The organism is Amycolatopsis sp. M39 (genome assembly GCF_001651785.1).
GTDB classification, from domain to species: domain Bacteria; phylum Actinomycetota; class Actinomycetes; order Mycobacteriales; family Pseudonocardiaceae; genus Amycolatopsis; species Amycolatopsis rubida.
In genome coordinates this window covers 1-5422 of sequence record NZ_LWSF01000057.1, presented here as the reverse complement: position 1 = coordinate 5422, position 5422 = coordinate 1, and the positions used below count along the sequence as shown (strand labels likewise).

Annotated in this window: 5 protein-coding genes; 3 read left to right on the top strand and 2 right to left on the bottom strand. The window is 69.9% G+C overall.

Going from position 1 to position 5422, the window contains the following annotated elements; translation table 11 throughout:
* The first annotated feature begins 225 nt into the window (after positions 1–225).
* The gene (locus tag A4R44_RS45095) at positions 226–561 is read left to right on the top strand and encodes a hypothetical protein (protein WP_198545695.1); all 336 of its coding nucleotides are present in this window, start codon (positions 226–228) and stop codon (positions 559–561) included.
* Positions 562–587: 26 nt separating this feature from the next.
* A complete protein-coding gene (locus tag A4R44_RS45090) occupies positions 588–938 on the top strand; it encodes a DUF3817 domain-containing protein (protein ID WP_067595785.1) in 351 nt (116 codons plus the stop codon).
* A 58-nt stretch (positions 939–996) separates the two neighbouring features.
* On the opposite strand, the gene A4R44_RS45085 is transcribed toward A4R44_RS45090, so the two are convergent.
* Together A4R44_RS45085 and A4R44_RS45080 are read right to left on the bottom strand one after the other, a co-directional pair.
* Positions 997–2598 (bottom strand): cation acetate symporter, encoded by a 1602-nt coding sequence (locus tag A4R44_RS45085; protein WP_067595783.1) that lies wholly within the window; start codon positions 2596–2598, stop codon positions 997–999.
* Positions 2595–3035 (bottom strand): DUF485 domain-containing protein, encoded by a 441-nt coding sequence (locus A4R44_RS45080; RefSeq protein WP_067595781.1) that lies wholly within the window; start codon positions 3033–3035, stop codon positions 2595–2597. The genes A4R44_RS45085 and A4R44_RS45080 overlap by 4 nt, the downstream gene beginning before the upstream one ends.
* 968 nt (positions 3036–4003) lie before the next feature.
* Between A4R44_RS45080 and A4R44_RS45075 the strand changes: the two genes are divergently transcribed.
* The coding region (locus tag A4R44_RS45075) for a nitrate- and nitrite sensing domain-containing protein (protein ID WP_232792085.1) at positions 4004–5422 on the top strand (1419 nt) is incomplete at its 3' end.

The following is a 5422-nucleotide window of genomic DNA, read 5'->3' as shown; positions in this document are numbered from 1 at the left end:
CTAACAGAAGACCACAACGACTAACCACCCCGGTTCCACAACACCCTCTGAGGGAATCAGATTCCGTCAGAGTCCCCCTCACGTACTTCCGCTGCGGCTACCAGGGCCGTGGGGCCCAGGTCACGACCTCGCCGCCTCTCCGCAACGTCGTTCCCAGCCAGTGCTAGCGTCGATGCCGTGCCCGCAGATCCCGGCCCGGCCGCGTCCCCGCTCGGGCGCCGGCTCATGATCGCCGCCACGAGCGTCGTGAGCCTGGCGTTGTGCTGCGGGCTGGCCTGGTGGCAGTGGGACCGGTTCACGTCCGCCACCGGCACCTTCCAGAACCTCGGCTACGTGCTGCAATGGCCGCTTTTCGGGCTCTTCCCCGCGTTCATGTTCTGGCGCATCAAGAAGCTGCGCGAACGCGAGGAGGAAGCCGCCGGGCAACCCGGACAGCCGGCTCCGGCTCCGGTCCGCGTGCCCGCGCCGCGACCGGCCGCGGCTCCCGTCGAAGAAGACGACGAACTCGCCGCCTACAACCGCTACCTGCGCGAGCTCAACGCCCGCGACCAGCAGTCCTGAACGCCCGCGGAAGTGAGGACGCTCCCATGACGACCAGCACCGACGGTGCCGCCCCTGCCCGCCAGTCGAAGGTGTCCGGCTCGCTGACCCGGTTCCGGACCAGCGCGTACGTGACCGGTGTCGGCCTGCTCGCCCTCTGCGCCACCATGATCATCGAGTACGGCTTCGGCAACGCCGCGCCCGCGCAGGTGTACTCGCCGATCCACGGCGTGCTCTACATGATCTACCTGGTGCTCACCATCGACCTCGCGATCAAGGCCCGCTGGTCGATCAAGAGCACCGTCCTGGTGCTGCTGGCCGGATGCGTCCCGTTCGTGTCGTTCGTCGTCGAGCGGCGGGTGACGCACCGCGTGCAGGCCGGGCGCGACGTCTTCTGAGCACCGAAAAAACCGCGGCGCCCGGACTTCCGGGCGCCGCGGTTTTTTCGTGTCAGGGTCAGGAGCCGAAGCCGATGCCGGTCAGCGACCGGACCTCCATCTCCGCGTGCTTGGCCGGATCGCCCTTCGAGCGGCCGGCGAAGGTGCCGATCGCGCCGCACAGGAACGACACCGGGATCGACACCAGGCCCGGGTTCTTCAGCGGGAACCAGTGGAAGTCGACGCTCGGGAAGATCGAGTCCGCGGCTCCCGACACCACCGGCGAGAACAGCACCAGCACGACGCAGGCGATCAGCCCGCCGTAGATGCTCCACAGCGTCCCGGTGGTGTTGAACCGTTTCCAGAACAGCGAGTACAGCAGGGTCGACAGGTTCGCCGACGCCGCCACCGCCAGCGCGAGCGCCACGAGGAACGCGATGTTCTGGCCGTTGGCGAGGATGCCGCCGAGGATGGCGAGCACGCCGATCACGACCGCGGTCAGCCGGGCGACCCGGACCTCGTCCTCCGGCTCCGCCTTGCCGCGTTTCACTATGTTGGCGTAGACGTCATGGGCGAACGAGGCGGACGCGGTCAGCGTCAGCCCGGCCACCACGGCCAGGATCGTCGCGAACGCGACCGCCGAGATGACACCGAGCAGCACCGTCCCGCCGACGTGCAGGGCCAGCAGCGGCGCGGCCGAGTTCTCGCCGCCGGGCGCGGCCTTGATCTCGTCCGGGCCGACGATCGCCGCCGCGCCGAAGCCGATCACCAGCGTGCACAGGTAGAACACGAACATGCACGCGGTCGCCCACACCACCGAGCGGCGCGCTTCGCGGGCGTTCGGCACGGTGTAGAAGCGCATCAGCACGTGCGGCAGCGAGGCGACGCCGAGCACCAGTGCCAGCGACAGCGACACGAAGTCGAGCTTCGTGGTCCCGTTCTTGCCGTAGGAGCCGCCGGGGGAGAGCAGGTCCTTGCCCATCGGGCTGCGGTCGGCGGCCGCGCGCAGCAGGCTGGAGAAGTTGAAGCCGTACTTGCCCATCAGGAACACCGTGATCAGCGAGGCCGCGGTGAGCAGGATGGTGGCCTTGATGATCTGCACCCAGGTGGTGCCCTTCATGCCGCCGAGCAGCACGTAGGAGATCATCACCAGCCCGACCACGGTGATCACCAGCGCCTGGCCCCACTTGGAGTGGACGTCCAGCAGCAGCGCGACCAGGCCGCCCGCGCCCGCCATCTGCGCGAGCATGTAGAAGAAGGAGATCACCAGCGTCGACGTGGCCGACGCGGCGCGCACCGGACGCTGCTTCATCCGGAAGCTGAGCACGTCGCCCATGGTGAAGCGGCCGGTGTTGCGCAGCAGTTCCGCGAGCAGCAGCAGGTCGACGAGCCACGCGACGAGGAAGCCGATGGAGTAGAGGAAGCCGTCGTAGCCGTTCATCGCGATCGCGCCCGCGATGCCGAGGAACGACGCCGCGGACAGGAAGTCGCCGGACAGCGCGACGCCGTTCTGCCTTCCGGTGAAAGCGCTGTCCGCGGTGTAGTAGCCCGACGTCGACGAGCGGCGGTTGCCCGCGCGGTAGACCACGTAGAGGGTGATCGCGACGAACAGCGCGAACACCCCGGTGTTGATCAGCGGGTTGCTCTCCGAAGCTCCTTCGGCGAGCGAAACGGTGGTCACTGGGGTGTTCCTTCCGTGACAGGGGTGGCCTGTGCTCGGATCTCGGCGGCGCGCGGGTCCATCTCGCGGTCGGCGAAGCGGACGTACAGCGCGGTGATGACCGCGGTGGTGACGAACTGGCCGAGGCCGAGCAGCATGCCGACGTTGACCAGTCCGAAGACCGGCGTGCTCATGAACTCGCCCGCGTAGGCGGCGAGCACGACGTAGGCGAGATACCAGACGAAGAACCCGATGCTCATCGGGAACACGAACCGGCGGAAGCGGCTGCGCAGCGAGCGGAACTGGGGGCTGCGCTGGATCTGCTCGTAGTCCGGGCCGCTTGTGCGGCGCCTGCCGCGCGGGGCGGCGTCGCCTTCTGCGCGGTCGAACAGCGCGGGCATCTGGCCGGTGTCCTCGGCCGCGGCGGCCGGTCCGGTGGTGCGCGCGACGTTGTGCATGGCTGCCTCCGGCAACTTGCGCGGTGGATGGCGCCGGGCTCGTTCGGGAAAGCGCCCGGATCGCCCTTGCGGACGGGGAGGCGGCCATAGTAACGACGCCGCCGGAACGCGGAAAAAGCCGGTTCGCGAGGGCACCGGAAATTCCTTTTCGCCCGGGAAATAGCGCGAAACGGCGCGTCCGGGCAGATCACAGGCTGATCACTCGGAATAGTGAGGACCGATGTCACGGGGAGTCGCCGGGATCGGTCCGGGTTGCGGCAGACGGCGGAGTGACGGGCCGGTCAAGATCCACTACGGTGACCGGTCGTAGCCGCCGGGCGGGGCGGCCGCTCCGCTTCGGCGGGCGGGTCGCGGTCCGGGCGGGGATTCCCAGGCAGGGAAGGGAGGCGGGCAAAAATCACCGGGTCGGGCGGCGCGTCGCTGCATCTCCACAACATCGGGTTCAACTTCCGCGTGCACCCACCCGATGGGGGCACGGAGCGTAGTCCCATCGAGGGTGTCGCTTACCCTGTGTGGGCTAATCGGGTGACGGCCGGACGCCGGGGCCGAGAGCGCCGGGTAACCGGAATTCCCGGGTCGGGCGGCCGGGTGCGAATCCGCGGCTCCGCGTTCCCGTGTTCCGACTATTTTCCCAGGTCAGCCCTCCGATGCGGAACGCAATAACGCAGGCGGCGATTGGTGTACGATTCTTTGGCCCCAGCCGCCCGCAGCGATCGATAAGGCGCAGACAAGTTGATCTCGACCACCGCCGTGCAGTCCGCAAGTTGCGTCGTGCACGTGCATAGTCCCGGGAAGCCGATCGTCTCCCGGACCGGTGAAGGATCGACCCGGTCCTGCCCGCCCCCGGTCGGACGCGCGGGCAGGCGGACCGCGGGACTCCGCGCCGGGAGCGCGCTGCGCACCGGGAGCGGACGCAGCCGCGGGAACCGCCGACGGGCCGCCACGACGCCGGACAGGGAGTCACTTTCGTGACCGTTGCAGGAGAAGGCCAAGTGCCTGTGGAGAAGCTGCTCGGCCGCCCGCCCCGGCGGCCGCGCTGGTCGTCGGGCTGGCGGGCGGCGTTGCGCTGGCGGGACTGGAGCCTGCCGGTCAAGCTGTCCGCGGTCACGATCGTGCCCATCGTGCTCGCGCTCGTCCTCGGCATCACCGCCATCGCGGGCCAGGTCTCGCGGTCGAGCGACTACCAGCGGATCGACCGGCTCGTCGGGCTGAGCACCCAGCTGCGCGCGCTCACCGACGGACTGCAGCGCGAACGCACCCAGACCGCCGCCCAGCTCATCGCGGGCACCTCGGGCGTCACCCCGGAACTGAAGTCCGCCCGCGCGGCCACCGACGCCGCGGTCGCGCCGTTCACCGAGGCGGCCGCCCGGGTCGGGGCCGACGGGTCGAGCGTGTCCGGCGCGGTGAACTCGGCGACCGCGCAGGTCAACGAGATCGCGGTGATCCGCCAGCAGGTCGGGGCAGGCCTGCTGAACGCGGCCGAGGCGGTCGGCGACTACAACGCCGTCACCAGCGCGCTGATCGGGGCCGACACCGCGGTGTCGGCGGGCGCGAGCGCCGACGCGCTCGGCAGCACCCCGAGCGCGCTGCACGATCTCGAAGCGGCCAAGGAACAGGTGTCGGTCACCCAGTCCCTGGTGGGCTACGGCATTTCCGCGGGCACGCTGACCCCGCAGCAGCTGAGCGACGTGCGCGACGCGGAACTGCGGTTCGACGACCGGGTCGCCGACTTCAACGCGGCCGCCACCGCGCCGCAGCGCCTCGACTTCGAGAGCACGATCAAGCCGGACACCTCCTACGACCGCAAGCGGATGCTCGGCACCGTGCTCGGCGGACAGGGCATCTCCACCGACGACGCGCTCAAGCGGACTTCGGCGCAGGAGTGGAACACCGCCTCGAACGCGGTGACCTCGCAGCTGACCGAGGTCTCCGGCCGGATGAGCACCGACCTCACCGCCGCGTCGTCCCAGCTGGTCGAGGACGCGGGCAGCAGCGCGGGCCTGCTGGCCGTGCTGCTGTTCGCGGCGCTCGCCGCGGCCGCCGCGGTCGTGTTCGTCATCGCCCGCCAGCTGCTGCGCTCGCTGAAGATCCTGCGGCGGTCCGCGCTGGACGTCGCGGAGAAGGACCTGCCCGAGGCGGTCCGCAACATCCAGGAGGGCCGCGCGCAGAGCGTCGAGGTCGAACCGGTGCCGGTCCAGGTGCAGGACGAGGTCGGCGAGGTCGCGCGGGCGTTCGAGAAGGTGCACAGCCAGGCGCTGAAGCTGGCGACCGAACAGGCCGCCATGCGCGCGGGCTACTCCAGCGTGTTCGTCAACCTGTCGCGGCGCAGCCAGAGCCTCGTGCAGCGCCAGCTGCAGCTGATCGAGCGGCTGGAGCGCGACGAGGAG

Excerpts from the sequence above, each read along its gene's own strand:
- A4R44_RS45095 (WP_198545695.1), top strand. The coding sequence starts at position 226 with ATGATCGCCGCCACGAGCGTCGTGAGCCTGGCGTTGTGCTGCGGGCTG.
- A4R44_RS45090 (WP_067595785.1), top strand. The coding sequence starts at position 588 with ATGACGACCAGCACCGACGGTGCCGCCCCTGCCCGCCAGTCGAAGGTG.
- A4R44_RS45080 (WP_067595781.1), bottom strand. The coding sequence starts at position 3,035 with ATGCACAACGTCGCGCGCACCACCGGACCGGCCGCCGCGGCCGAGGAC.